This is a genomic window from Pseudomonas sp. GL93 (genome assembly GCF_003408955.1).
GTDB classification, from domain to species: domain Bacteria; phylum Pseudomonadota; class Gammaproteobacteria; order Pseudomonadales; family Pseudomonadaceae; genus Aquipseudomonas; species Aquipseudomonas paracarnis.
On sequence record NZ_NKRF01000099.1, the window covers coordinates 117,260 to 141,174 of the forward strand.

Here is a 23,915-nt window from a genome sequence, read left to right on the forward strand (position 1 = left end):
AAATGTGGGAGCGGGCTTGCTCGCGAAGGCAGTGGATCAGTCGCACTTGTATTGGCTGACACTCCGCTTTCGCGAGCAAGCCCGCTCCCACATTTGGTTTTGCAGTGTTCTTAAGGGGTTTTCACGCCTTCGGTCAGCAGCATGTCCACCAGTCGAATCAGTGGCAGCCCAACCAGGCTGGTCGCATCCGGTCCCTCGGTGCTCCGGAACAAGCTCACGCCGAGCCCTTCTGCTTTGAAGCTGCCCGCACAGTCATAAGGCTGCTCGATCCGCAGATAGCGCTCTATACGCTCTGCATCCAGTTCGCGCATGTGTACGGTAAACGGCACGCAGTCCACCTGGCAGCGCCCCGTCTCGCTGTTGAGCAGCGCCAGGCCGGTAAGAAAACTCACACGCTTGCCGCTGGCTGCCAGTAATTGCTCGCGGGCGTTTTCGAACGTATGGGGTTTGCCGATAATCCTGCCTTCCAGCGCAGCGACCTGATCGGAACCAATAATCAAATGACCAGGATGGCTGGCGGCGAGGGCGCGGGCCTTTTGTTCGGCCAGGCGCTTGACCAGTTCGATAGCGGATTCATCCGGGCGGTGGCTTTCGTCGATATCCGGCGAGCTGCAGGTGAACGGCAGGTGCAGGCGGCTCAGTAATTCCCGGCGATAAACCGAGCTGGACGCGAGTAATAAAGGCAGCATATACGTCTCCTCAAGGCAGTCGCCGATTCTAGCGATGTGACCGGCTGACGCACAGGGCTGAATTTCCTTTGACATGGCCGGGTGCATCCCTATAATGCTGCGCCTATGTTGAATGACCCGATTCCACCTCACGTTGACCCGCGCAAATTGGCTGATCGTGGCACCACCCTTCAAGGTGAAGTGCTGCTGGCCGATTTGGAGAGACTCTGCGACCCGCTTTCCGACACTGTCGGTACGGTGCAGGCGAAATTCGTTTTTGAACGAGATGAACGTAAATCTGTGGTAATCCACAGCGTTATCGACACCGAAGTCAAAATGGTTTGCCAGCGTTGTCTTGAGCTGGTCACCCTGCCGATCCACAGCGAATGCAGTTATGCTGTGGTGAAAGAGGGTGCGAATACCCAGTCGTTGCCGAAAGGTTATGACGTGCTGGAACTGGGCGAAGATCCATTGGATCTGCATGCACTGATCGAGGAGGAGCTTTTGCTCGCCTTGCCCATTGTGCCTGCTCATCATCCGGAAGAATGCCAGCAGCCGGAGGGTCTCGATGACGAGGCCGAGCCGAGCGAGGACGAGGTAACGCGGTCCAACCCGTTCAGTGTATTGGCGCAGTTAAAGCGTGACCCAAACGTTTAGGAGTTAATCAATTATGGCTGTTCAGCAGAACAAAAAATCCCGCTCCGCCCGTGACATGCGCCGTTCGCACGACGCTCTCGAGGCTAGCACCCTGTCCGTGGAAAAGACCACTGGTGAAGTTCACCTGCGTCACCACGTATCGCCAGAAGGCGTATACCGTGGCCGTAAAGTGATCGACAAGGGCGCTGACGAGTAATCACTTGTCTGCTCAAGTCATCGCGATTGACGCAATGGGCGGGGACTTCGGTCCCCGCAGCATTGTTCAGGCCTGCATTGCCAGCCTGTCTGCCACGCCCTCGCTGCACCTGACCCTCGTCGGTCAACCCTCCCTACTTGAAGAACTGATTGCCAGCCATCCGGCGGTGGATCGCGCGCGCCTGACGATTACGCCAGCCAGCGAAACCATTAGCATGGATGAAAAACCGGCGGTTGCCCTGCGTGGCAAGCCCGACTCTTCAATGCGGGTGGCCCTTGAGTTGTTGCGTGATGGCGAGGTGCAAGCCTGTGTCAGTGCCGGTAATACCGGCGCGTTGATGGCCTTGTCGCGGCACGTGCTCAAAACCCTGCCGGGTATTGATCGGCCGGCGATGGTGGCGGCGATCCCGACGCAGAAGGGCTATTGCCAGTTGCTGGACCTGGGCGCCAATGTCGATTGCAGCGCCGAGCACCTGTTGCAGTTCGCCGTAATGGGGTCGGTGGCCGCCGAAGCGCTGGGCGTGGCCCGACCCCGGGTTGCCCTGTTGAATATCGGCACCGAGGACATCAAGGGTAACCAGCAGGTCAAGCTTGCCGCTACCTTGCTACAAAGCGCGCGGGGCTTGAACTACATTGGCTTTGTCGAGGGTGACGGTTTGTACCGTGGCGAAGCTGATGTGGTGGTGTGTGATGGATTTGTCGGCAATATTCTGCTCAAGTCCAGCGAGGGCCTGGCGACCATGATCGCCACGCGTATCGAAGCTTTGTTCAAGCGCAACCTGGCGTCACGTATGGTGGGTGCCTTGGCGCTGCCCCTGATGCGACGCTTGCAGGCCGACCTGGCGCCAGCACGGCACAACGGTGCAAGCTTTCTTGGCTTGCAGGGCATTGTGGTAAAAAGCCATGGCTCGGCCGGTGTGCTGGGCTTTCAAAGTGCAATTGCACGGGCCTTGATCGAGATTCAAGAGAACCTGCCGCAACGCTTGCATGGCCGTCTTGAGGACCTGTTGCCTTAGGCGAATTGGCCCGGGAGTGCTTAAATGTGACCGGCCAGTTCAATTGACCATCCAATCTGTCAGTTTCGTTCGCTCCCACCGTAGGCGCGAGCATTTTTGACGACCAGATCATTAGGGGCTTGTTACATGTCTACATCCCTCGCATTCGTCTTTCCAGGGCAGGGTTCGCAGTCCCTCGGCATGTTGGCTGAGCTGGGCGCGCAATTTCCGCTGATCCTGGACACCTTCAAGGAAGCTTCTGACGCCCTGGGTTACGACCTGTGGGCACTGACCCAGCAAGGGCCGGAAGCGCTGCTCAACCAAACCGATAAGACCCAGCCGGCCATCCTGACCGCCTCGATCGCCCTGTGGCGCTTGTGGCTGGCAGAAGGCGGCGCGCGCCCTGCATTCGTCGCGGGTCACAGCCTGGGCGAATACAGCGCCCTGGTGGCCGCGGGCAGCCTGACCTTGGCTGAAGCGGTCAAGCTGGTCGAGCGTCGTGGTCAACTCATGCAAGAAGCCGTTCCGGCCGGGCAGGGCGGCATGGCCGCTATCCTGGGCCTGGACGACGCGGTGGTGATCGAGGCCTGCGCCGAAGCGGCGCAAGGCGAAGTGGTCAGCGCGGTGAACTTCAACTCCCCAGGCCAGGTGGTGATCGCCGGCGCCAAGGCAGCTGTCGAGCGTGCCATCGAGGGTTGCAAGGCCCGTGGCGCCAAGCGTGCCCTGCCATTGCCGGTGAGCGTACCGTCCCACTGTGAGCTGATGCGCCCGGCGGCAGAGCGTTTTGCCGAGTCTATCGCTGCCATCAACTGGCAGGCGCCGCAGATCCCGCTGGTGCAGAACGTCAGCGCGGCCGTGGCCGCCGGCCTCGACACCCTCAAGCGCGACCTGCTGGAGCAACTGTACAATCCAGTGCGCTGGGTTGAATCGGTCCAGACCCTGGCCGCCAACGGTGCCACCGAACTGGTCGAGTGCGGCCCGGGCAAAGTCCTGGCCGGCTTGAACAAGCGCTGCGCCGACGGTGTGTCGACCGCCAACCTCAATACCCCAGAAGCCTTCGCTGCCGCTCGCGCGGCACTGGCCTGAATCCCGTACTTAGGAGAAGCCTGCATGAGTCTGCAAGGTAAAGTTGCACTGGTTACCGGCGCAAGCCGTGGCATTGGCCAGGCGATCGCCCTGGAGCTGGGCCGTCAGGGCGCCGTTGTGATCGGCACCGCCACCTCTGCCTCGGGCGCCGAGCGTATCGCCGCGACCTTGAAGGAAAACGGCGTGCAAGGCACCGGTCTTGAGCTGAATGTGACCAGCGATGAGTCCGTGGCTGCCGTACTGGCCCAGATCACTGCTCAGTTCGGTGCGCCGGCTATCCTGGTGAACAACGCCGGGATCACCCGTGACAACCTGATGATGCGCATGAAAGACGACGAGTGGTACGACGTGGTCGATACCAACCTGAACAGTCTGTTTCGCCTGTCCAAGGGCGTTTTGCGCGGCATGACCAAAGCGCGTTGGGGCCGAATTATCAATATTGGCTCCGTAGTGGGTGCCATGGGCAACGCAGGCCAAGTAAACTATGCCTCTGCCAAGGCCGGTCTGGAAGGTTTCAGCCGCGCACTGGCGCGTGAAGTCGGCTCGCGGTCGATTACGGTCAACTCGGTGGCCCCTGGGTTCATCGACACCGATATGACCCGCGAACTGCCGGAAGCACAGCGCGAAGCCTTGCTGACGCAGATTCCGCTGGGCCGTCTGGGCCAGGCCCAAGAGATCGCGAATGTGGTCACTTTCCTGGCATCCGACGGTGCGGCATACGTGACTGGGGCTACAATCCCGGTTAACGGCGGGATGTACATGAGTTAAATTGTGACGGATCGCTTCAAAAAAATGTCATACGAGCTGTCTAAAATCCGTTATAAAGCTGCAACTTAATTTATAGGCAGGTGGTCGACCGGGTACAGGGTGAAGCTTTCAGTTGAAAAGCTGAAAAGGCTTTCTATACACTTACCCACTGGCCAGCTGCCTGAATTTGTCCATTAGGAGTTAAACAAGGTATGAGCACCATCGAAGAGCGCGTCAAGAAAATCGTCGCCGAGCAACTGGGCGTTAAGGAAGAAGAAGTGGTCAACACTGCTTCCTTCGTAGAAGACCTGGGTGCCGATTCCCTTGACACCGTTGAGCTGGTGATGGCTCTGGAAGAGGAATTCGAGACCGAAATCCCGGACGAAGAAGCTGAAAAAATCACTACTGTTCAAGCTGCCATCGACTACGTTACTAGCCACCAGGCGTAATAGTTTGTAGTCGTCGCTTGCTGTCAGGGAAAAACCGCACTGCTGTAAAGGCGTGCGGTTTTTTCTTTAGCGGCGATGAAAAGTGTCGTCATTAGAAAAAGGAGAGTGCTGTGTCGCGTAGACGCGTCGTAGTCACCGGTATGGGTATGTTGTCGCCACTGGGTACGGATGTGCCGAGCAGTTGGCAGGGCATTCTGGCTGGCCGCAGTGGTATTGGTCTGATCGAACACACGGACCTTTCTGCCTATTCCACCCGTTTTGGCGGCTCGGTAAAGGGCTTCAATGTCGAGGAATATCTCTCGATCAAAGAGTCCCGCAAGCTCGACCTGTTCATTCAGTACGGCCTGGCTGCCGGTTTTCAGGCAGTGCGTAACGCCGGCCTGGAAGTCACCGACGCCAACCGTGACCGCATCGGCGTGGCCATGGGTTCAGGTATTGGCGGTCTGACCAATATCGAAGAAACCAGCCGCACGCTGCATGAGACTGGCCCACGTCGAATTTCACCGTTCTTCGTACCGGGCTCGATCATCAATATGATTTCCGGCTTCCTGTCCATTCATCTGGGTGCACAGGGACCTAACTACGCAATCGCCACGGCGTGTACCACAGGTACCCACTGCATCGGCATGGCGGCGCGCAACATCGCCTACGACGAAGCCGACGTGATGATCGCTGGCGGCGCCGAAATGGCCGCGTGCGGCCTGGGCATGGGCGGCTTCGGCGCGTCCCGTGCACTGTCGACCCGCAATGACGAGCCGACCCGTGCCAGCCGTCCGTGGGACAAGGGCCGTGACGGCTTCGTGCTGTCCGACGGTGCCGGTGCGCTGGTACTCGAAGAGCTGGAGCACGCCAAGGCGCGTGGCGCCACCATCTATGCAGAGCTGATTGGGTTTGGCATGAGCGGCGATGCTTACCACATGACCTCGCCGCCGTCCGACGGTGCGGGTGCTGCGCGTTGCATCACCAATGCCCTGCGCGATGCGAAGGTCAACCCCAACCAGGTGCAGTACATCAACGCCCATGGCACTTCGACCCCGACCGGCGACCTGGCGGAAGCCGAGGCCATCAAGTCGGTGTTCGGCGAGCATGCCTACAAGCTGGCGGTCAGCTCCACCAAGTCCATGACCGGCCATCTTCTGGGTGCGGCGGGCGCGGTCGAGGCGATCTTCAGCGTGATGGCAATCAGGGATCAGGTCGCTCCGCCGACCATCAACCTTGATGAGCCTGACGAAGGCTGCGACCTGAACTTCGTGCCCCACGAAGCGCAACCCATGCCGATCGACGTGGCGATTTCCAACTCGTTCGGTTTCGGTGGCACCAACGGTTCCCTTGTGTTCCGCCGGTTCGCCGAGTGATGCACAGCTGGGTCGACGGTCAGCCAGCGGACAACGTGCCCCTGAAAGATCGCGGCCTGGCCTATGGCGATGGGGTGTTCGAGACCATCGCCGTCAAGGCCGGGCAGCCGTTGCTGCTCGACCGTCACCTGCAACGCCTGGAAGAGGGTTGCCGGCGTTTGGCATTGGTGGCGGATCACGGGTTGATTCGCCACGAAGTGCTGAGCTTCGCCGCCGCCCTTGGCGACGGTATTCTCAAATTGATCCTCACCCGTGGCGACAGCTTGCGCGGTTATGGCATCAACCCTGGCGCTCCGGTGCGCCGTATTTTGCAGGGCAGTGCGCGCGCTGCTTATCCCCTTGCCTATGAAGTCGACGGCGTCCGCCTGTTTGCGTGTGTCACGCGCTTGGCGCAGCAGCCGCTGCTGGCCGGTATCAAGCACCTCAATCGCCTGGAGCAGGTGATCGCGCGTGCGGAATGGCAAGATACCGAACATGCCGAAGGCCTGATGCTGGACATGTCTGGCCGGGTGATCGAAGGCATATTCAGCAACCTTTTCCTGGTACGCAACGGCTTGTTACTAACCGCTGATCTGAGCCGTTGTGGCGTTGCCGGCGTAATGCGCGCCGAAGTGCTGGCTCAGGCACAAGCGCTGGGCGTCCCGGTGGCCGTGGCCGACATCAGTGTTGAGCAGTTGCAACAGGCCGATGAGGTCTTCGTCTGCAACAGCGTATATGGCATTTGGCCGGTGCGTGGTTGCGCTGCGATGAGCTGGCCGGTTGGGCCACTCACCCGTAAACTGCAGGGCATTGTTCGCGCGCTATTGGATATTTGAGTTGATACGAAAACTGGTGTTACTGCTGCAGATCAGCCTGGTCTCGGCGGCTTTGCTCGTGGGCTTTTCTGCCTGGAAACTCGACTCTGCCCTCAAGCAGCCCCTGAAGCTGCCTCAGGAGCAGTTGCTCGACGTACCTGCTGGCGCTACGCCGACGGGCACCTTCAATCGTCTGGAAGCCGACGGCGTGCTCGACGATGCCTTTTGGTTGCGCCTGTACTGGCGCTTCAACCTCGAAGGCCAGCCACTGCACAGCGGCGAGTACCGCATGAGCCCGGGCCTTACCGCCGAGGGTTTGATCGGCCTGTGGCAGCGTGGCGAAGTGGTGCAGTACAGCCTGACCTTGGTGGAGGGCTGGAATTTCCGTCAGGTGCGCACCGCCCTGGCCAAGCATGAAAAGATCGTGCAGACCCTAGCGGGCCTGACTGACAGCGAAGTGATGGATAAGCTCGGCCACCCAGGTGTGTTTCCTGAGGGGCGGTTCTTCCCGGACACCTACCGTTTTGTCCGCGGCATGACCGATGTCGAATTCCTGAAAAAAGCCTACAACCGCCTGGACGATGTACTCGCCCAGGAGTGGAGCAAGCGTGCCGCCGACGCGCCCTACACCGACCCTTACCAAGCACTGATCATGGCGTCGCTGGTGGAAAAGGAGACCGGGGTGCCCCAGGAGCGCGGGCAGATTGCCGGTGTGTTCGTGCGTCGCCTGAAGATCGGTATGTTGCTGCAGACCGACCCCACCGTGATCTATGGCCTGGGTGAGCGCTACAACGGTAAATTGACCCGTGCCCACCTTAAGGAAGCCAACCCCTACAACACCTACATGGTCGCCGGCCTGCCGCCCACGCCCATCGCGATGGTCGGCCGCGAGGCGATCCATGCTGCGCTGAACCCGGTACCGGGCAGCAGCCTGTATTTCGTCGCCCGTGGCGATGGCAGCCATATATTCTCGGATAACCTGGATGCGCATAATGCCGCCGTGCGTGAGTTCCAGCTCAAGCGCCGTGCCGATTACCGTTCCAGCCCGGCGCCTGTGGTGAAACCGCTGGAAGATTCGGCACCTTCCAGCGACGCGCCTACCCCCGACGCACCGATCGAGCCCGCGCCGGACACTACCGCGCCGCAAAGCCCGCAATGACTCTGACTAAGGACTGCCTGTGACTGGCTTGTTTATTACCCTGGAAGGCCCGGAAGGCGCCGGCAAAAGCACTAACCGTGACTACCTGGCCGAGCGCCTGCGTGGGCAGGGCATCGAGGTGGTGCTGACCCGTGAGCCGGGCGGTACGCCATTGGCCGAGCGCATCCGTGAAGTGCTGCTGGCCCCGGGTGACGAGCCGATGAACCCGGATACCGAACTGCTCCTGGTGTTTGCTGCCCGTGCCCAGCACCTGGCCGAAGTGATTCGCCCGGCCCTGGCGCGGGGGGGCGTGGTGATCTGCGACCGGTTTACCGATTCCACCTACGCCTACCAGGGTGGGGGGCGGGGTTTGTCCCTTGAGCGCATCGCCACCCTGGAAACCTTCGTGCAAGGCGATCTGCGCCCCGACCTGACCCTATTGTTCGACCTGCCGGTGGAAGTGGGCATGGCCCGCGCCAGTGCGCGAGGTCGTCTGGATCGCTTTGAGTTGGAAGGCCAGGGCTTTTTTGATGCGGTGCGCAGTGCCTTCCTGCAGCGCGCCAAGGCTGAGCCCGCACGTTATTACCTGTTGGACGCCGCCCAGCCGCTGAGCCAGGTGCAACAGTCCATCGACGCGCTGCTGCCCACCCTGTTGGAGCGCACCCGTGGCTGAGTCCTACCCATGGCAGGACGGCCTCTGGCAGCAACTGGCAGGGCGCGCCCAGCACGCCCACGCCTATCTGCTGCATGGGCCGGTGGGCATCGGTAAACGCCACCTCGCCGAACGCCTGATGGGCAGCCTGTTGTGCCAACGCCCGGTCAACCTGGAGGCGTGTGGCGAGTGCAAGTCCTGCCTGTTGCTCAAGGCCGGCAGTCACCCGGACAACTATGTGCTGGAACCCGAGGAAGCAGACAAAGCCATCAAGGTCGACCAGGTGCGCGACCTGGTCAGCTTCGTGGTGCAGACCGCGCAGATGGGCGGGCGCAAAGTGGTGCTGATCGAGCCGGTCGAGGCGATGAACATCAACGCGGCCAACGCCTTGCTCAAAAGCCTTGAAGAGCCGTCCGGCGATACCGTGCTGTTGCTGGTGAGCCACCAGTCCAGCCGCCTGTTGCCGACCATTCGCAGTCGTTGCGTGCAGCAGGCTTGCCCGTTGCCCAGTGAGGCCATGAGCCTGCAATGGCTGGCGCAGGCGTTGCCGGAATGCAGCGCAGAAGAACGAGGCGAGTTGCTGACCCTGGCGGCCGGTTCGCCCTTGGCGGCGGTGAAGCTGCAGGCTCAGGGGGTGCGCGAACAGCGTGCACTGGTCGTGGATGGCGTGAAGAAGCTGCTCAAGCAGGAACTGTCCGCCACGCAACTGGCCGAAAGCGCCTGGAAGGACATTCCGCTGTTGCTGCTGTTCGACTGGTTCTGCGACTGGTCCAGCCTGATCCTGCGCTACCAGCTTACCCAGGATGAGAACGGCCTGGGCCTGGCGGATATGCGCAAGGTCGTGCAATACCTGGCGCAAAAAAGTGCCCAGGACAAGGTGCTGAACATCCAGGACTGGATCCTCGCCCAGCGCCAGAAAGTCCTCGGCAAGGCCAACCTCAACCGCGTGCTGTTGCTCGAGGCATTGCTGGTGCAGTGGGTCGGCCTGCTCGGGCGCCGTTAAATTCCGTGGCCGACGGGTGTATCGTTGGCCCTACCTCTTTTGTGACTTAAGCCCTGATTCCTATGCTCGTAGATTCCCATTGCCACCTTGATCGCCTCGACCTTGCCCAGCACGGCGGCTCCCTCGACGCCGCTCTTGAAGCTGCCCGCCAGCGTGGGGTAGGACACTTCCTGTGCATTGGCGTCAGCGCCGACAACGCCGCCGACGTCAAAGCCCTGGCTGATCGCTATGCCGACGTAGACTGCTCGGTGGGCATCCACCCGCTGGACCTCAAGCCTGGCGAAGCGCCGGCTCTGGACTGGCTACTGGGCGAACTCAACCACCCGCGGGTGGTGGCCATTGGCGAAACCGGCCTGGACTATCACTACGAGCCTGAAGCTGCCGAGTTGCAGCAGGCCTCGTTCCGCCTGCACCTGCAAGCCGCCCAGCAGACGGGCAAGCCGGTGATCGTCCACACCCGAGGCGCCCGTGCCGATACCCTGGCCTTGCTACGTGAAGCCGCATTGCCGCAGGCCGGCGTGTTGCATTGCTTTACCGAAGACTGGGACATGGCCAAGGCGGCCCTGGACCTGGGGTTCTATATTTCCCTGTCGGGTATCGTCACCTTCCGCAATGCCGACGCGCTGCGCGATGTGGCCCGCCAGGTGCCTGCCGACCGCCTGCTGGTGGAAACCGACTCGCCGTACCTGGCGCCCATCCCCCATCGCGGCAAACCGAACTTGCCCGAATATGTACGGGACGTGGCTGATTACCTGGCGATGCTGCGCGGCGAGTCGTGCGAACGCTTTGCCGAGCAGACTACCGAGAACTTCAAGCGCCTGTTCCCGCTGGCCCACGTAGCCGGTTAGAGCGGCTGAATCGCAGGCAAAAAAAACCCGGGTTCTGGGGGGTGAATCCGGGCTAAGACCATTAGGAGTAAAACAAGGGCACGCAGTCCGTCGGTACCCAGGTCGACGCGTCACTTGGGGGAGATGTCGCGCCGACAGTTGAAGTATTGACCACTATCCCATTCAGTCCAGTCGTGATTGATCGTTTTTTAAACAGATTTGGAATACGCGGCCTTCGCTTGAGTTCTCATTGCGCTGATGGGCAAGTTCAGGTGTTGCGTGTTATTTCTGACTGATAGCAGCGAAATCGTTGGCGCATTGAAAGTTATGTGCCTGGCGGGTTCACATAGACATTGCCCAACGACCGTTCAGTCGGGATAATCCCTCGCACCGGGTAAATCGTATCGCCACGTATCCATGGCCCTGCGCAACCCTCCCTATTTCCGACCTCTGCAGACTCTTCCTCATGCACAAAGAACCCCGTAAGGTCCGTGAGTTTCGCCGCCGTGAGCAGGAAATTCTCGACACCGCGCTCAAGTTGTTTCTTGAACAAGGCGAAGACAGCGTCACCGTCGAGATGATTGCGGATGCCGTGGGTATCGGCAAAGGCACGATCTACAAACACTTCAAGTCCAAGGCCGAAATCTACCTGCGCCTGATGCTCGACTACGAGCGCGATTTGAACGAGTTGCTGCACTCGGCGGATGTCGACAAAGACAAGGAAGCCCTGTCCCGCGCTTACTTCGAGTTCCGCATGCGTGACCCGCAGCGCTACCGCCTGTTCGACCGCCTGGAAGAGAAGGTGGTCAAAGGTCACCAGGTGCCGGAGATGGTCGAGGAGTTGCACAAGATCCGTGCCTCGAACTTCGAGCGCCTGACCCTGTTGATCAAGGGCCGTATCAGCGAAGGCAAGCTTGAAGACGTGCCGCCGTATTTCCACTACTGCGCCGCCTGGGCCTTGGTGCATGGCGCTGTGGCGCTGTACCACTCGCCGTTCTGGAGCAATGTGCTGGAAGACCAGGAAGGTTTCTTCCAATTCCTGATGGACATCGGCGTGCGCATGGGCAACAAGCGTAAGCACAGCCCGGAACTGCCGGGCGCCGAGAAGAGCGGCGAAACCCCTGCCACGTAAGTCATTCGCTACAGTGACGGCGCAATGATTTACTGCCAGGCGCAGTAACCCAGGAATATACTCAGGCAAGGACCTTGCTAAAAGCTGAGTTATGAGTCAGCTTTTAGTGCGCCCGAATTATCCTCTGCCGGAGTGATCCATGATCGTTGATCGTCAAGGCAGGCGTTTTCGCAATTTGCGGATCAGCCTGACTTCAGCCTGCAATTATGCGTGTACCTATTGCGTGCCTGACGGCAAGCGGCTGGTGGCTGCCCAGGATGAACTGTCGGCCCAAGCCATGGCCCGAGGCGTGGCTTACCTGATCGAAGCGGCGGGTATCGAGCGCTTGCGCATTACCGGCGGTGAGCCGTTGGTCAGCCCCAAGTTGGAAGCCTTCATGGGGGCGGTAGGGCAGATGGGCCTGAGCGACATCAGCCTGACCACCAACGGCCAACTGCTGGCGCGCAAACTGCCGTTGCTGGTGGCTGCCGGTATTCGGCGCATCAATGTCTCCCTCGACACGCTGGATGCCGATGCTTTCCGCAGCATCGCCCGTGGCGGCGACCTGGCCACCGTGCTTGATGGCATGGACCAGGCCAGTGCTGCCGGAATCAAGATCAAGGTCAACATGGTGCCGTTGCGCGGCCAGAACCTGGACCAGGTGATGCCGCTGCTCGATTACTGCCTGGCGCGTGGCTACGAGCTGCGCTTTATCGAACTGATGCGCATGGGGCACCTGGCCAAAGACTCCAACGCGTTCCTGCAACAGTTTGTCAGCTTGCAACAACTGCTCAGTCTGATCGGCGAGCAACACGAATACCTGCAAGCCAACGCACCCGTCGATGCGACGGCGGTACGCTACGAAGTGCCGGGCAAGGGCTTCTTCGGTGTGATCGCCAACGAGAGCGTACCGTTCTGCCGCACCTGTTCGCGGTTGCGGTTGTCCTCCACCGGTTGGCTGCATGGCTGCCTGTCGTCCAGCAATCGCCATTATGTCGGTGACTTGCTCGATCAACCGCGCCATCAAGCGTTGCCAGCGTTGCAGGGCTTGTTGATGAAGGCCTTGGCCGACAAGCAGGAAGTGGCGTTCTCCGGCGGTGCCACGATCATGAAGATCATTGGTGGCTAAGCAGATATTGCGGGTTCACACATTTGATTTGTGGCGCAGCTGACTGGCGCGGATTCTGCATCCCACGCCCCATTCGCCGGTTTCCTGTCACCGGCCTCTGGAGGATTAGGATGCGTAGTCTGGTTTTGCTGCTGGCGTCATTGGCCCTGGGCGGTTGCATGACCGTCAGTGATATGGCCGAAGGCACCCGCTATCAGATGAGCGATGCCGGGCTGCTCGATCACAGCGATACGCGGCGTACTGCCTCGGTGCGCATACAGCCGGACTCCTTTGTGTTTATCGCCCAGGGCGCCTTCGTGCCGCCGGGCAGCGCCTACCCGCGGCCTAATGTGGTGGCCGAGGAAGCATTCAATGGCTTCGTTGAATATTTCCCCATGGTGCGTCGCGCCCGCCAGCCGGAAGGTCTGGAACAGGCCATGGCCGAAGCCCGCGACGCCGGTGCCCATTACCTGCTGTATTGCCGCTTTGCGGCAGCCGATGACCGTATTGGCAACGCTGACGAGTGGACCGACCAACAAGCCCTGGACCGCCTTGGCCTGGACAGCGGGGTGATCCAAGTCATGTTGATCGAGACCAGCACCCAGTATTTGATTGATACTGCACGTATTCGCAGTCGTGGCGGTTTACTGACGTTCCACGACACATCGCCACAAGATTTGATCGCCCGCCCCCTGGCTCAATATGCCCGCGGTTTGCTAGGTATGAGTGATCAGTAAGACAGAGGAGCCCGCCATGACCGATTCCGCCAAGGCCAATGATTTATTGGCCCAACTGCCCAAGGGCAAGGGGCCGGCACCGGTGCATCTGTGGAATCCGGATTTCTGCGGCAACATCGACATGCGCATCGCCCGCGATGGCACTTGGTTCTACCAGGGCACACCTATCGGGCGAAAGCCGATGGTCAAGTTGTTCTCCAACATCATCCGCCGCGATGGCGATGATTATTTCCTGGTGACGCCCGTGGAGAAGGTCGGCATCCGCGTCGATGATGCGCCGTTTGTCGCAGTGACCCTGGATGTGCAAGGGCAGGGCGAAAGCCAGGTATTGCGCTTTACCACCAACGTCGACGAACAGGTCGAGGCAGGCCTCGAACACCCGCTGCGGGTGGTGACCGACCCCATCACCCAGGAACCCGCCCCCTATGTGCGCGTTCGCACCAACCTCGAAGCCCTCGTGCATCGCAACGTTTTTTACCAGTTGGTGGAGCTGGCGGTGAGCCGTCCGATCAACGGTCAGAACTGGCTTGGCGTCTGGAGCAGCGGGGAGTTTTTCCCCATCGGCCCGGAGCCCTGAGGCGGTTTTTGGCTTCAGCCTGAAATAATCCTCTTGCGGTAAACGCGCGCTTTCGGTTATCAATTTGTACATGATTAGACATGTTCGATTTGATAAGAAAAAACGCGTCGTCGACGAACTCATCCGCCGTATCGAGGGTGGGGTCATGGCCGACGGCTTCCTGTTGCCCGGCGAGCACCAACTGGCCGAGGAGTTTGCGGTCAGCCGGGGCACGCTGCGCGAGGCGCTGGCCGAGCTCAAGCGTCGCAACTACATCGCCACCCAGAGCGGCGTCGGTTCGATTGTCACCTTTGACGGCATGGTGTTGGACCAACGCAGCGGTTGGGCCCAGGCCTTGGCCGATACGGGCGCTCAAGTAAGCACCGACGTCCTGCGTTTCGAAGCCGTGACGCGCCCGGATCTGTTCAGCCGTTTCGGCACCGACCAGTTCATTACCCTCGACCGCCTCCGACGCACGGCTGACGGTACAGCGGTGTCGCTGGAGCGCTCGTTGATGCCGGCCGTTGGCGATCTGGAAAACCTGCCCCACATTGGCCTGATCGACAACTCCCTGACCATCACCCTGGCCGCCTACGGCTACGTCGGGGCCGACGGTGACCAGTGGATCGGTGCCGAACCCCTGAGTGATGAAGACGCCGAATTACTCGGGCGCCCCAGCGGCACGGTATTTCTCAAGGCGTCGCGCACCACCTATGATCGTCGCGAGCGTTTCATGGAGCATGTCGAAAGCCTGCTCGACCCGCTGCACTTTCGCCTGCACCTGCAGTTTGGAGCGCCAAAATGACCCGCGAAAATCGCGCACTCGGCGCGTTCTATGGCTTGGCCCTGGGCGATGCCTTGGGCATGCCCACCCAATCCTTGAGCCGTGAGCAGGTACAACAGCGCTTCGGTGCCATCACCGCCTTGGAAGACGCCGACGCCGACCAGCCCATTGCGCCCAACCTGCCTGCCGGTTCCATCACCGATGACACCGAACAAGCCATCCTGGTTGCCGAGTTACTGGTGCAAGGCCAGGGCCAGATCGAGCCCAGCGTGCTTGCCCAGCGCCTGATCGACTGGGAAGCGGGGATGCGCGCCAAGGGTTCCCAGGACTTGCTCGGGCCGTCTACCAAACGCGCGATCGACATGATCCTCGCCGGCCATACCCCGGAAGAATCCGGGCGCTACGGCACTACCAATGGCGCGGCCATGCGCATCACCCCGGTGGGCATCGCCGCCGATGTCAGCGACCCGGGGCGGTTTGTCCAGGCGGTGATCCAGGCGTGCCAGGTTACCCATAACACCAGCCTGGGTATTTCCAGCGCTGCGGCCGTGGCGGCTGTGGTCTCGGCTGGCGTCAATGGCGTGGACCTGGGTGAAGCCCTGAATATCGGCACCCAGATTGCCCGACAGGCCGAAAGCCATGGTCACTGGGTCGCGGGTGGTCGCATTTCCACCCGCATCAGTTGGGCTCGCACCCTGAGCGTCGGCAGCGGCGACAAAGCGTTGTTTGCCGACCTGCTTTACGAGTTGATCGGTACTTCGGTGGCTTCTCAGGAATCGGTGGTGGTCTCGTTTGCCTTGGCCCAGCAAGTGGCGTCCGGCGACATGAATGCCTTCGAAGCCCTGTGCCTGGCGGCCAGCCTGGGCGGAGACACCGACACCATCGCCGCGATCCTCGGCGCCATGCTGGGGGCGTGCCTGGGCATGCAGTGCTGGCCTGAGGCGTTGGTTGAACAGGTCAAGCGGGTCAATGGATTGGATGTGCAAACCTTGGTCCAAGGGTTATTGGCCTTGCGATAAACACAAATCTGATGTGGGCGCTGGCTTGCCTGCGATAGCGGTTTTCCAGTGGCTGATGGGCTGGTTGCCCACCGCAATCGCAGGCAAGCCAGCTCCCACATTAAAAAGCGTTGGGTCAGGAAGACCGGATAAAGATTCGACTCGCTGCCACAACCACAACCACAACCACAACAACAATACAGGCACCAGGAGCACCCTTTCATGAGCAGCCCCTCTTCCGGCCAAAGCGTCGGGCAACTGGAAACACGCGGCATCGAGCCGGTCCCGGAAGGCGAGTGCAACGGTCATCCGCTGCAACTGTTCTGGGTGTGGTTCGCGGCCAATATCAGCATCCTCGGTTTGCCCCTTGGTGCAACGCTGGTGGCGTTTCGTGGCCTGGCCATCTGGCAGGCGATCATCGTCGCGATTCTTGGCGCCGCTGGCTCCTTTGCCGTAGTGGGCATTATCTCCATCGCCGGTCGCCGTGGTCGCGCGCCCAGCCTGACCTTGTCCCGCGCCATCTTCGGTGTGCGCGGAAATATCGGCCCGACATTGGTGTCGCTGATGTCGCGCCTGGGTTGGGAAACCGTTAACACCACCACTGCAGCCTTCGTGTTGTTGTCGTTGAGCTCCATCCTGTTCGGCTCGGCAGTGGAGGCGAAAAGCGCGCCGCTGCTCACCCTGATCTTCATCGCCATCTTCGTGCTGCTGACCCTGGCCGTATCGGGCCTGGGCCACGCCACGTTGCTGGTGATTCAGAAGTGGGCCACCTACGTATTCGGCGGCTTGAACATTCTGGTGGGCGGCTTTCTGTGCGCCACCATCGACTGGAGCGCGGTGTTCAACGCCACCCCGGCGCCGTTGAGCGCGATGATCATTGGCGTAGGCACCATGGCTGCCGGTACCGGTATCGGTTGGGCCAACGCCGGTGCAGACATGTCGCGTTACCAGCACCGCAGCGTCAAGGCCGTGCGCCTGGTGGCCTCCGCCGCGTTTGGTGCAGGTATCCCGCTGGTGCTACTGATCACCCTCGGTGGTCTGTTGTCGGTGGGTAACAATGACCTGGCATCGGCCACCGACCCCATCATCGCGATCCGCGACATGCTGCCGACCTGGATGGCCGTGCCGTACCTGATTACCGCGTTCGGCGGGCTGTTGTTGTCGAACAACCTGTCGGTGTATTCGGCCGGTCTCACCACCTTGACCCTGGGCTTGAAGGTCAAGCGCGTGCATGCGGTGATTGTCGATATCGTGGCGATTTTTGCCGGCTCCATCTACTTCATGCTGATCGCCGATAGCTTCTATGGCCCGTTCATTACCTTCATTTCGCTGCTGGCGGTGCCGATCACGGCGTGGGTCGGGATCTTCGTGGTCGACTTGATTCACCGTCATTACTACAGCCCCACCGACCTGCTGGACGTCAGCCCCAGCAGTGCCTACTGGTATCGCGGTGGCGTGGAGTGGCGTGCATTTGGCGCCTGGGCGGTGGCCATTGTGCTGGGCTTCAGTTTCACCACCATCGGCACCACCGCCGAAAACATCTGGTTTGCCGGGCCGCTGTCCGATTCCTGGCTGGGCCATAACGGCCTGGGCTGGATCGTGACCTTCCTGGTGGCTGGCGGAACCTATGCAGTATTGGGCGGCGCGGCTGACCGTCGTCCGGCTTTAGTCGAGAGCGCCAATGTCTAGATTGCTGCACACCGGCCAGGTCATTGTCGACCTGGTCATGGGTCTCGACACCCTGCCGGTAAGCGGCGGTGACGTGCTGGCCAACTCCGCCAGTTTCCAAGTCGGTGGCGGGGTCAACGTGATGGCTGCGGCGCGGCGCAATGGGTTGCCGGTGGTTTACCTGGGGCGCCATGGCGAGGGGCGCTTTGGCGAGCTGGCGCGTGCCGCGATGCAGGCCGAGGGTATTGAAATGGCCTTGGCGGCCAGCGCTGGCAAAGATACCGGGTTGTGCGTGTCGCTGACTGAAGCGAGCACCGAACGCACCTTCATCTCCCATCTCGGTGCCGAGGGTGAACTGAGCGCCGACGATTTGGCTCAGATCGTTCCGCATGTCGATGACTACGTATACGTCAGTGGCTACAGCTTACTGCTTGAAGGTAAGGCGCAGCCGTTGCTCGACTGGCTGCTGGCGCTGCCGCGAGAGATCGTGGTGGTGTTCGACCCAGGCCCGTTGGTCAAGGCGCCGGACTCGGTGTTGATGCGCGCGTTGTTGCCGCGTATCGACATCTGGACCAGCAACGGCCCTGAAGCCCTCGCGTTTACCGGGGCGACGCATATGAGTCAGGCGCTGCCCATGCTGAATCAGCATATGCAGGCACTGCTGGTTGTGCGTGATGGGCCAAATGGTTGCTGGGTAGGGCGTGGGGCAGAGACTGAGCATGTACCAGGCTTCAAGGTTCAGGCCGTGGACAGCAATGGCGCGGGGGATGCCCATGCTGGTGTATTTATTGCCGGGTTGGCGAATGGCTTGAAACCGGTTGAGGCGGCGCGTCGAGCGAACGCAGCGGCGGCATTGGCGGTAACCCGCTGGGGGCCGGCCACTTCCCCTGGCGTCACCGAAGTCGACGCATTGCTAGCTGAATAAATACGCACAACCCTGTGGGAGCGGGCTTGCTCGCGAATGCGGGGTATCAGTTGAAGCATGTGCTGACTGACACACCGCATTCGCGAGCCAGCCCGCTCCCACAATGGGGTCTGCGCTTAGCCTGCTTTTTTCAGCGCTTGGATCAACTCATCTTTGCGCATCGTCGAGCGCCCACGAATATCCTTGGCCCGCGCCTCTTTCATCAAACTTTCCTTGGTCTGCGTACTCAGCGAAGTACGGCTGCTGCGCGGGTGGCCTTCACGGCTGGCAGCGGCACGCTTGGCGGATTCCTGCCGGTCCTGGGTTTTCTTGGCCGGTGCTTTGCGCCTGCCTGATCCGCCGGCTTTTTCACCACCGCCGGACTGTTTGTTGACGGTCGCCCAGGCACGAGCTTCGGCTTCATCCTTGGGCAACCCTTTGTGCTCATAACTGTCTTCGATATGAGCGGCCTTGCGTTTCTGTTCATCGGTGTATTTGGCTTTGCTTCCACGAGGCATCGCTAAAACTCCTTCTGGCCCCAGTCGCAGGGCCAGACCAGAAATGGATTACTAAGTGCTCTGAGCGTCGAGCTTGCGCGCCTCATCCACACCAGAAGCGGTGAGCTTGATCGGCAGGTTCAACGCGTATTCGCCGGCGTCGTCGGTGGTCACATGCCCATCCTTGATCAGCCCGCGGTCCTGCAGGAACGCCAAGACACTGGCGACCTCTTTTTCACCGCGGTAATTGTCCAGCACCTCCTTGCCCAAGCCTTGCGGATGGGCGTGCAGCAGGCGGGTGAGGACTTCTTTTTCAAGGTTTCTATTGACGTTCATGCGTACCTCTTCACTGGGAAATGATCGGGTGTTGGTCGTACCAGGGATGTATCAAGGCGCTGGTTGTTTCTGCGCGCCCGGGATGTTCGAGTCGTCGCCCTTGTTGATCTTCGGCTCATTGTTGCTCGTGCCTGGGCCCATCTTGCCGTTGCCCACGGCCGCCGGTGCCTGGCGCTGGGTGTCGTTGCCTTTGGTGCGTGGGTCAGCGCTGTTGTCGATGATCGCGCCACCGTTGGTGTCCATGCCGGTGCCCATGGATTTTTGCGATTCGGTAGTGGCGTCCGGCGTTGGATCGGTGGGGCCAGTGGTCGAGCTAGCCGCGAAGGCGCTCAAGGACGCGGCAGACAACAGGCCGGTGAGGGCGAGGGCAGCAAATTTGGAATTTTTCATCAGGGTGTCTCCATATGATTAATGTCCTTACCCTGTATTGGTCTGCCCGCGATTGCTGATCGTGCCGGGATGGCGACGAACGGTATCAGCTCACATGTATCACTTTATGTGCCGATACTCGGCGCGCTATCAAGCGCGCCACCGTGATCGCCCAGTTGAGTGCGGCGATCACCAGTACGCTCAGCATCATTGTCGCAAGGCCGAAGTCGACGATGATCTTGCCTGCGAGCCAGGGAAACCCGAAGACGCCGATAAAGTACGCCAGGCTGAACAGCAACAACGCCTGGGAAGTGGTGCCGCTGGGCGCTTCGTTGGCCACCAGGCCGTTAATCACCGAATACGTCAGGCCATACCCGATCCCTAGCGTGGCGGCCGCGAGCACATAACTGAGGTTGCCGCTGACACCAAACGCGAACAGCGCGATCGCGCCGAACATTACCCCGGATAACACGCAGGCAGCCTGGTACGCGTCGCGCTTGACCACGAAGCCGGCGATCAGCAAGCGACTGGTGATTGCCGCTGTCAGGAACCCGGCGAAGAACAGCGAATAGTCCAGTTTATGGGCAACGGCATAGCTGGTCTGGAACGAAGACAGCCCCCCGAATACGCAGCCACCCAGGCCGACCATGAGAATGGCGAACGCCGCCTTGGACGACAATATGCGGCGGCTTGCGCGCCAGGAAATCCTGGCGGTTGGCACATTCGCGTGCTGTTTCAACCGGGAGCCCATGCGCCAGAACATCACCACGCCGGCTAGGCTGGCGAGCCCGGCGATATAAAACGCGCTTGTCAGGGGCAGGTCCAGCGCAGTGGCGGCGCGTCCCAGCAAAGGGCCGGAACCTATGCCGCTCAACATACTGCCCGAGAGCAATGCGAAATATTTGGCCCGCTGGCGCGGTTCCACCAGCAGCGTCACGATGATCGGGCCCAGGGTATAGAACACGCCCCAGCCCAAACCAAGAGACAATCCAAACAGCATCAAGCCTTGGCCAAACCCTGGCGTCAGGGCAAACCCCAGGCAGGCCACCACCAACAATAAACCGGTGCTCGAAATCGCTCGCGCCGCGCCTAGCGCATCGGCCAGATGCCCGGAAAGGACCACCGCTACAAAGGTGCTGAGCATCGCCGTGGCAATGACACTGCCCGCGTCGTGTTCATTACCGCCACGGGCATGGATCAGCAGTGACAACAAGAAGGTCGAGCCGTAAGACAGTGACAACAAAAAGCTGGCGAGGCAGAACAGCGCGAATGTCTTCGTGCTCACGGGTGGCGTGGCGTGCATGAGCAGGTCTCTGATCGTTGGATTTATGCCCATTGTTTACCATGGGCATCCGCGGGCTTTGTTCTGTGGTTGCTGATGCTTGCATCACCCCGCGCCGGAGTGAAACGCGCTCGTCGGCATCAATTGCACTGCAAACGGCAATCAAACCGTCTTAGTATGTGGCCTTTGAATTTGCCCAAGGCTCGCCCATGACCATCGAGATTCGCCCCGCCGTGCCCAGCGATGCTGCGCAGATCCTGACCTTTATCACTGAACTTGCCGAGTACGAAAAAGCCCGGCATGAAGTGATCGCCAGCGTGGTGGATATCGAACGCAGCCTGTTCAGCGAAGGCGCCACGGCCCATGGCCTGATCTGCTTGCGCGACGGCTTGCCGATTGGCTTTGCGGTGTTCTTTTTCAGTTACTCGACGTGGCTGGGCAGTAACTGCCTGTACCTCGAAGACCTGTACATCAACCCGGAACAACGCGGCGGCGGGGCCGGCAAGAAGTTGCTGCGCCACTTGGCCAAGATCGCCTTTGACAATGGTTGCGGGCGCTTTGAATGGAGCGTGCTGGACTGGAACGAGCCCGCGATTGCCTTCTACAAGTCCATCGGCGCCCAGCCTCAGGAAGAATGGGTGCGTTATCGCATGGAAGGCGATGCCCTGCGCGACTTCGCCCAAGGCTGAAGCCTCATTCCTGTAGGCACCCAAGATCCATTTTTTCAACTTTTTCTCATTATGTGGGACGATAATTTATATATTGAGATATTTCAGGCGATGGGTTTATAGTCGCCAGCATCAGCACTCACTATAAAAAATAAAAAGGTGAAGCGATGCAGGCGCAACCGTTGTCCCTACCCGCCGTGCCCGAGCCCACTTACGGTGAGCGGCTGAAGAACAAGGTGGTGATCATCACCGGCGCCGCCCAAGGCATTGGCGAAGCCATCGTTGCCTGTTTCCAGGCCCAGCAGGCGCGGTTGATCATTGCCGATATCCAGGGCGACAAAGTCGAGAAAATCGCCGCTCATTGGCGCGAACACGGTGCGCAGGTTTACGCCCAACCGGTTGATATCACTTCCAAGGATCAGTGGCAGGCATTGGTCAACCTGGCCATCGAGCGCTTTGGCCGCGTGGATGTGCTGGTCAACTGTGCCGGAGTCAACGTGTTCCGTGACCCGCTGGAGATGAGCGACGAGGACTGGCGTCGCTGTTTCGCCATCGACCTCGACGGCGCCTGGTACGGCTGCCGTTCGGTATTGCCGCACATGATCGAGCAGGGCATCGGCAACATCATCAATATCGCGTCCACCCATTCCAGCCACATCATTCCCGGCTGCTTTCCTTACCCTGTCGCTAAGCACGGCCTGCTCGGCCTTACCCGTGCCCTGGGCATCGAGTACGCGCCCAAGGGCATTCGCGTGAATGCCATCGCCCCCGGCTATATCGAAACCCAGCTCAACGTCGATTACTGGAACGGTTTCCCTGACCCCCACGCCGAACGCCAGCGTGCGTTCGACCTGCACCCGCCCAAACGCATTGGCCAGCCCATCGAAGTGGCCATGACAGCACTGTTCCTGGCGACCGACGAGGCGCCCTTTATCAACGCCACTTGCCTGATGATCGATGGTGGGCGGTCTGTGATGTACCACGACTAAAGCGTTTTTCAATAACAAGAAGGAGGTGGTCCATGTTCAAGCAAACACTCGGTGCTGTGGCGCTGGCGATGGCGTTCTGCGGCTCGGTATCGGCTGAAGAAGTGAAGATCGGTTTCCTGGTCAAGCAGGCCGAGGAACCCTGGTTTCAAACGGAGTGGGCATTCGCGGAAAAAGCCGGCAAGGAGCATGGTTTCACCGTGATCAAGATCGCCGTGCCTGATGGCGAAAAAACCTTGTCGGCCATCGACAGCCTGGCTGCCAATGGCGCCAAAGGCTTCGTGATCTGCCCGCCGGACGTGTCCCTGGGCCCTGCGATTGTCGCCAAGGCCAAGGTCAACGGTTTGAAAGTGATGGCCGTGGATGACCGCTTTGTCGATGCCAAGGGCAACTTCATGGAAGACGTGCCGTACCTGGGCATGGCCGCGTTTGAAGTCGGCCAGAAGCAGGGCGCCGCGATGGCCGCCGAAGCGAAAAAACGCGGTTGGGACTGGAAGGACACCTATGCGGTGATCAACACCTTCAACGAACTCGACACCGGTAAAAAACGCACCGACGGCTCGATCAAATCCCTGGAGGAGGCCGGTATTCCCAAGGACCACATCCTCACCGCTGCGCTGAAAACCCTCGACGTCCCCGGCAGCATGGACGCCACCAACTCGGCCTTGGTCAAGCTGCCGAGCGGGGCGAAGAACCTGATCATCGGCGGCATGAACGACAACACCGTGCTCGGCGGCGTGCGCGCGACCGAGAGCGCCGGCTTCAAGGCCGCCAACGTGATCGGCATCGGCATCAATGGCACTGACGCCATCGGCGAATTGAAGAAAGCCGACAGCGGTTTCTTCGGCTCCATGCTGCCCAGCCCGCATATCGAGGGCTACAACACCGCGCTGGCGATGTACGAGTGGGTCACCACCGGCAAGGAACCGGCCAAATATACCGCCATGGACGAAGTGACCTTGATCACCCGCGCCAATTTCCAGGAAGAACTGACCAAGATCGGCCTGTGGAAATGAGCGGCGCAGCCCTGCGTTTCAATGGCATCGGCAAGGAGTTTCCCGGTGTGAAAGCCCTGGCGCAGATCAGCTTTGAAGCGCGGCCGCATTCGGTGCACGCGCTGATGGGCGAGAACGGCGCAGGCAAGTCGACCCTGCTGAAGATCCTCGGCGGCGCCTACATTCCATCCAGCGGCACCGTGCAGATCGGCGCGCAGACCATGGCCTTCAAATGCGCCGCCGACAGCATTGCCAGCGGTGTGGCGGTGATTCACCAAGAGCTGCACCTGGTGCCGGAAATGAGCGTGGCCGAGAACCTGTTCCTCGGGCATTTGCCCACGCGCTTTGGC

Annotated in this window: 29 protein-coding genes; 24 read left to right on the plus strand and 5 right to left on the minus strand. The window is 60.5% G+C overall.

Annotated features, from left to right (window positions below; all coding sequences use genetic code 11):
- Positions 1–110: 110 nt before the first annotated feature.
- A complete protein-coding gene (locus CER19_RS23550; protein ID WP_116668170.1) occupies positions 111–689 on the minus strand; it encodes a nucleoside triphosphate pyrophosphatase in 579 nt (192 codons plus the stop codon).
- Between the two features lie 105 nt (positions 690–794).
- On the opposite strand from CER19_RS23550, the gene CER19_RS23555 reads away from it, so the two are divergent.
- The 20 genes from CER19_RS23555 to CER19_RS23650 all read left to right on the plus strand — a co-directional run bounded on the left by CER19_RS23555 (position 795) and on the right by CER19_RS23650 (position 18,453).
- Positions 795–1,325 (plus strand): YceD family protein, encoded by a 531-nt coding sequence (locus tag CER19_RS23555; protein WP_003175611.1) that lies wholly within the window; start codon positions 795–797, stop codon positions 1,323–1,325.
- A gap of 13 nt (positions 1,326–1,338) precedes the next feature.
- Positions 1,339–1,521 carry a 50S ribosomal protein L32 gene (rpmF, locus tag CER19_RS23560; protein ID WP_003179396.1) on the plus strand — a complete coding sequence of 61 codons (183 nt, stop codon included), beginning with the start codon at positions 1,339–1,341 and terminating at the stop codon, positions 1,519–1,521.
- A gap of 4 nt (positions 1,522–1,525) precedes the next feature.
- Positions 1,526–2,536 (plus strand): phosphate acyltransferase PlsX, encoded by a 1,011-nt coding sequence (plsX, locus tag CER19_RS23565; RefSeq protein ID WP_116668171.1) that lies wholly within the window; start codon positions 1,526–1,528, stop codon positions 2,534–2,536.
- A 126-nt stretch (positions 2,537–2,662) separates the two neighbouring features.
- Complete coding sequence (gene fabD / locus CER19_RS23570; protein ID WP_116668172.1) at positions 2,663–3,601, plus strand: ACP S-malonyltransferase; 939 nt, start codon at positions 2,663–2,665, stop codon at positions 3,599–3,601.
- 24 nt (positions 3,602–3,625) lie between these two features.
- Entirely contained in the window at positions 3,626–4,369 is a 744-nt protein-coding gene (gene fabG, locus CER19_RS23575) for a 3-oxoacyl-ACP reductase FabG (RefSeq protein ID WP_003189275.1), read from the plus strand.
- Between the two features lie 191 nt (positions 4,370–4,560).
- Positions 4,561–4,797 carry an acyl carrier protein gene (gene acpP / locus CER19_RS23580; protein WP_003175607.1) on the plus strand — a complete coding sequence of 79 codons (237 nt, stop codon included), beginning with the start codon at positions 4,561–4,563 and terminating at the stop codon, positions 4,795–4,797.
- Positions 4,798–4,907: 110 nt separating this feature from the next.
- A complete protein-coding gene (gene fabF, locus CER19_RS23585) occupies positions 4,908–6,152 on the plus strand; it encodes a beta-ketoacyl-ACP synthase II (RefSeq protein ID WP_034128438.1) in 1,245 nt (414 codons plus the stop codon).
- Positions 6,152–6,967 (plus strand): aminodeoxychorismate lyase, encoded by an 816-nt coding sequence (gene pabC, locus CER19_RS23590; protein WP_116668173.1) that lies wholly within the window; start codon positions 6,152–6,154, stop codon positions 6,965–6,967. The genes fabF and pabC overlap by 1 nt, the downstream gene beginning before the upstream one ends.
- A 1-nt stretch (position 6,968) precedes the next feature.
- Entirely contained in the window at positions 6,969–8,105 is a 1,137-nt protein-coding gene (gene mltG, locus CER19_RS23595; protein ID WP_003189280.1) for an endolytic transglycosylase MltG, read from the plus strand.
- 19 nt (positions 8,106–8,124) lie between these two features.
- Positions 8,125–8,757, plus strand: a complete 633-nt coding sequence (gene tmk / locus CER19_RS23600; protein ID WP_116668174.1) for a dTMP kinase — start codon at positions 8,125–8,127, stop codon at positions 8,755–8,757.
- Positions 8,750–9,739, plus strand: a complete 990-nt coding sequence (locus tag CER19_RS23605) for a DNA polymerase III subunit delta' (RefSeq protein WP_034128434.1) — start codon at positions 8,750–8,752, stop codon at positions 9,737–9,739. Before tmk ends, CER19_RS23605 begins: the two co-directional genes overlap by 8 nt.
- 62 nt (positions 9,740–9,801) lie before the next feature.
- Complete coding sequence (locus CER19_RS23610; protein ID WP_116668175.1) at positions 9,802–10,587, plus strand: TatD family hydrolase; 786 nt, start codon at positions 9,802–9,804, stop codon at positions 10,585–10,587.
- Between the two features lie 445 nt (positions 10,588–11,032).
- Positions 11,033–11,698, plus strand: a complete 666-nt coding sequence (locus CER19_RS23615) for a TetR/AcrR family transcriptional regulator (RefSeq protein WP_003189287.1) — start codon at positions 11,033–11,035, stop codon at positions 11,696–11,698.
- A gap of 139 nt (positions 11,699–11,837) precedes the next feature.
- Positions 11,838–12,806, plus strand: coding sequence for a GTP 3',8-cyclase MoaA (locus CER19_RS23620; RefSeq protein ID WP_116668176.1), 969 nt, complete (start codon positions 11,838–11,840; stop codon positions 12,804–12,806).
- A 110-nt stretch (positions 12,807–12,916) separates the two neighbouring features.
- Entirely contained in the window at positions 12,917–13,522 is a 606-nt protein-coding gene (locus CER19_RS23625) for a DUF4823 domain-containing protein (protein ID WP_116668177.1), read from the plus strand.
- A gap of 16 nt (positions 13,523–13,538) precedes the next feature.
- Positions 13,539–14,099: a DUF1285 domain-containing protein gene (locus tag CER19_RS23630; protein ID WP_116668178.1), complete on the plus strand. Its 561-nt coding sequence runs from the start codon at positions 13,539–13,541 to the stop codon at positions 14,097–14,099.
- Positions 14,100–14,169: 70 nt separating this feature from the next.
- Positions 14,170–14,883 carry a GntR family transcriptional regulator gene (locus CER19_RS23635; protein WP_116668179.1) on the plus strand — a complete coding sequence of 238 codons (714 nt, stop codon included), beginning with the start codon at positions 14,170–14,172 and terminating at the stop codon, positions 14,881–14,883.
- Positions 14,880–15,881 carry an ADP-ribosylglycohydrolase family protein gene (locus tag CER19_RS23640; protein ID WP_116668180.1) on the plus strand — a complete coding sequence of 334 codons (1,002 nt, stop codon included), beginning with the start codon at positions 14,880–14,882 and terminating at the stop codon, positions 15,879–15,881. The genes CER19_RS23635 and CER19_RS23640 overlap by 4 nt, the downstream gene beginning before the upstream one ends.
- A 201-nt stretch (positions 15,882–16,082) precedes the next feature.
- Positions 16,083–17,549 carry a cytosine permease gene (locus CER19_RS23645; RefSeq protein WP_116668181.1) on the plus strand — a complete coding sequence of 489 codons (1,467 nt, stop codon included), beginning with the start codon at positions 16,083–16,085 and terminating at the stop codon, positions 17,547–17,549.
- Positions 17,542–18,453, plus strand: coding sequence for a PfkB family carbohydrate kinase (locus tag CER19_RS23650; protein WP_116668182.1), 912 nt, complete (start codon positions 17,542–17,544; stop codon positions 18,451–18,453). The genes CER19_RS23645 and CER19_RS23650 overlap by 8 nt, the downstream gene beginning before the upstream one ends.
- Before the next feature lie 116 nt (positions 18,454–18,569).
- On the opposite strand, the gene CER19_RS23660 is transcribed toward CER19_RS23650, so the two are convergent.
- The 4 genes from CER19_RS23660 to CER19_RS23675 form a co-directional block, all read right to left on the minus strand.
- Positions 18,570–18,950, minus strand: coding sequence for a termination factor Rho (locus CER19_RS23660; protein WP_116668183.1), 381 nt, complete (start codon positions 18,948–18,950; stop codon positions 18,570–18,572).
- Positions 18,951–19,001: 51 nt separating this feature from the next.
- Positions 19,002–19,265, minus strand: coding sequence for a hypothetical protein (locus CER19_RS23665; protein ID WP_116668184.1), 264 nt, complete (start codon positions 19,263–19,265; stop codon positions 19,002–19,004).
- Between the two features lie 51 nt (positions 19,266–19,316).
- Positions 19,317–19,655 (minus strand): hypothetical protein, encoded by a 339-nt coding sequence (locus CER19_RS23670; RefSeq protein ID WP_003193500.1) that lies wholly within the window; start codon positions 19,653–19,655, stop codon positions 19,317–19,319.
- 85 nt (positions 19,656–19,740) lie between these two features.
- Positions 19,741–20,937: an MFS transporter gene (locus CER19_RS23675; protein WP_116668185.1), complete on the minus strand. Its 1,197-nt coding sequence runs from the start codon at positions 20,935–20,937 to the stop codon at positions 19,741–19,743.
- A gap of 188 nt (positions 20,938–21,125) precedes the next feature.
- Here CER19_RS23675 and CER19_RS23680 point away from each other — a divergent pair, with 188 nt between their 5' ends.
- The 4 genes from CER19_RS23680 to CER19_RS23695 form a co-directional block, all read left to right on the plus strand.
- Positions 21,126–21,605: a GNAT family N-acetyltransferase gene (locus tag CER19_RS23680; RefSeq protein ID WP_116668186.1), complete on the plus strand. Its 480-nt coding sequence runs from the start codon at positions 21,126–21,128 to the stop codon at positions 21,603–21,605.
- Between the two features lie 146 nt (positions 21,606–21,751).
- Positions 21,752–22,573, plus strand: coding sequence for an SDR family oxidoreductase (locus CER19_RS23685; protein ID WP_116668187.1), 822 nt, complete (start codon positions 21,752–21,754; stop codon positions 22,571–22,573).
- Between the two features lie 32 nt (positions 22,574–22,605).
- Positions 22,606–23,586, plus strand: a complete 981-nt coding sequence (locus CER19_RS23690) for a substrate-binding domain-containing protein (protein WP_116668188.1) — start codon at positions 22,606–22,608, stop codon at positions 23,584–23,586.
- On the plus strand, positions 23,583–23,915 hold a 333-nt coding region (locus CER19_RS23695), incomplete at its 3' end, for an ATP-binding cassette domain-containing protein (protein WP_116668189.1). The genes CER19_RS23690 and CER19_RS23695, both read left to right, overlap by 4 nt.

Bases quoted from the DNA above. Each gene is read 5' to 3' on its own strand.
- CER19_RS23550 (WP_116668170.1), bottom strand. From the start codon at position 689: ATGCTGCCTTTATTACTCGCGTCCAGCTCGGTTTATCGCCGGGAATTA.
- CER19_RS23555 (WP_003175611.1), top strand. From the start codon at position 795: ATGTTGAATGACCCGATTCCACCTCACGTTGACCCGCGCAAATTGGCT.
- rpmF (WP_003179396.1), top strand. From the start codon at position 1,339: ATGGCTGTTCAGCAGAACAAAAAATCCCGCTCCGCCCGTGACATGCGC.
- fabD (WP_116668172.1), top strand. From the start codon at position 2,663: ATGTCTACATCCCTCGCATTCGTCTTTCCAGGGCAGGGTTCGCAGTCC.
- fabG (WP_003189275.1), top strand. From the start codon at position 3,626: ATGAGTCTGCAAGGTAAAGTTGCACTGGTTACCGGCGCAAGCCGTGGC.
- acpP (WP_003175607.1), top strand. From the start codon at position 4,561: ATGAGCACCATCGAAGAGCGCGTCAAGAAAATCGTCGCCGAGCAACTG.
- pabC (WP_116668173.1), top strand. From the start codon at position 6,152: ATGCACAGCTGGGTCGACGGTCAGCCAGCGGACAACGTGCCCCTGAAA.
- CER19_RS23610 (WP_116668175.1), top strand. From the start codon at position 9,802: ATGCTCGTAGATTCCCATTGCCACCTTGATCGCCTCGACCTTGCCCAG.
- CER19_RS23615 (WP_003189287.1), top strand. From the start codon at position 11,033: ATGCACAAAGAACCCCGTAAGGTCCGTGAGTTTCGCCGCCGTGAGCAG.
- CER19_RS23620 (WP_116668176.1), top strand. From the start codon at position 11,838: ATGATCGTTGATCGTCAAGGCAGGCGTTTTCGCAATTTGCGGATCAGC.
- CER19_RS23625 (WP_116668177.1), top strand. From the start codon at position 12,917: ATGCGTAGTCTGGTTTTGCTGCTGGCGTCATTGGCCCTGGGCGGTTGC.
- CER19_RS23630 (WP_116668178.1), top strand. From the start codon at position 13,539: ATGACCGATTCCGCCAAGGCCAATGATTTATTGGCCCAACTGCCCAAG.
- CER19_RS23635 (WP_116668179.1), top strand. From the start codon at position 14,170: ATGATTAGACATGTTCGATTTGATAAGAAAAAACGCGTCGTCGACGAA.
- CER19_RS23640 (WP_116668180.1), top strand. From the start codon at position 14,880: ATGACCCGCGAAAATCGCGCACTCGGCGCGTTCTATGGCTTGGCCCTG.
- CER19_RS23645 (WP_116668181.1), top strand. From the start codon at position 16,083: ATGAGCAGCCCCTCTTCCGGCCAAAGCGTCGGGCAACTGGAAACACGC.
- CER19_RS23650 (WP_116668182.1), top strand. From the start codon at position 17,542: ATGTCTAGATTGCTGCACACCGGCCAGGTCATTGTCGACCTGGTCATG.
- CER19_RS23660 (WP_116668183.1), bottom strand. From the start codon at position 18,950: ATGCCTCGTGGAAGCAAAGCCAAATACACCGATGAACAGAAACGCAAG.
- CER19_RS23665 (WP_116668184.1), bottom strand. From the start codon at position 19,265: ATGAACGTCAATAGAAACCTTGAAAAAGAAGTCCTCACCCGCCTGCTG.
- CER19_RS23670 (WP_003193500.1), bottom strand. From the start codon at position 19,655: ATGAAAAATTCCAAATTTGCTGCCCTCGCCCTCACCGGCCTGTTGTCT.
- CER19_RS23675 (WP_116668185.1), bottom strand. From the start codon at position 20,937: ATGCACGCCACGCCACCCGTGAGCACGAAGACATTCGCGCTGTTCTGC.
- CER19_RS23680 (WP_116668186.1), top strand. From the start codon at position 21,126: ATGACCATCGAGATTCGCCCCGCCGTGCCCAGCGATGCTGCGCAGATC.
- CER19_RS23685 (WP_116668187.1), top strand. From the start codon at position 21,752: ATGCAGGCGCAACCGTTGTCCCTACCCGCCGTGCCCGAGCCCACTTAC.
- CER19_RS23690 (WP_116668188.1), top strand. From the start codon at position 22,606: ATGTTCAAGCAAACACTCGGTGCTGTGGCGCTGGCGATGGCGTTCTGC.